At 66.0% G+C, this 699-nt stretch carries 1 protein-coding gene; it reads right to left on the reverse strand.

The annotated features are described in order from the left end of the window. Positions 1–117: 117 nt before the first annotated feature. Positions 118–699: DUF6879 family protein (locus IEY17_RS25035; RefSeq protein ID WP_188991944.1), on the reverse strand; the 582-nt coding region annotated here is incomplete at its 5' end.

Consider the following 699-nt stretch of genomic DNA (forward strand, 5'->3'; position numbering starts at 1 on the left):
CGTCGGGTGCCACCGCCGTGGAAGTGGACCCCGCCGTGCACGTCCCTGGCCTGGAGGACATCTGCCGCGGAGCCGGACAGCTCCGAGTGCGTAGCCCCGGTCTGCTCCTCCTCGTCGTCAGGATTCCTCGGGGACATCTGGGCCCTCCGGCACCGGCGGTGGCAGGGGAGCGACCTCTCGCCAAAAGAACCGGTCGAGCTCTTCACCTCGCGCGTAGAGGTCGGCGAGGAAGTCCTTACAGCGGGTGGCGGCTTCCAGGTCCGTGTGCCTGACGGCGCCGTCGAGCACGCCGTCGTCGCTGTAGCGGATCTCGTACACGGTGTCGCGGCCGACTGTCAGAATTTCGGGAAGTGCTTCGTGCGATTCGAAAGGCGCTACGTCCTCAACCGCGAGCACTCGGATCTTCTCACCGCAGTCGGCGCGTGCCTTCAGCAGGTGGAGTTCCCAGTGGAGGTAGGGTGTGAATGGCTTCGCCACCACGCGGATGCGGAACAACGTCACACCGATCCGCTCCGCTTCCTCTGACTCCGCCGAAAATTCTTCGCGCTGGCTCTGGATCAGCCGCATGGCCTCCGGCCAGTCGTGCCGGGCGAACGCTTCCCAGCTGGGATTCCCCGGCTCGCGGAAGTGCTGTCGACGTTCCAGCTTCCATGAGTCGTGACCGGCTGAACCCGCGAACCTGGCCTCGTAGTCAGCCTG

The sequence above is a fragment of the Saccharopolyspora thermophila genome (genome assembly GCF_014646075.1).
GTDB lineage: Bacteria > Actinomycetota > Actinomycetes > Mycobacteriales > Pseudonocardiaceae > Saccharopolyspora > Saccharopolyspora thermophila.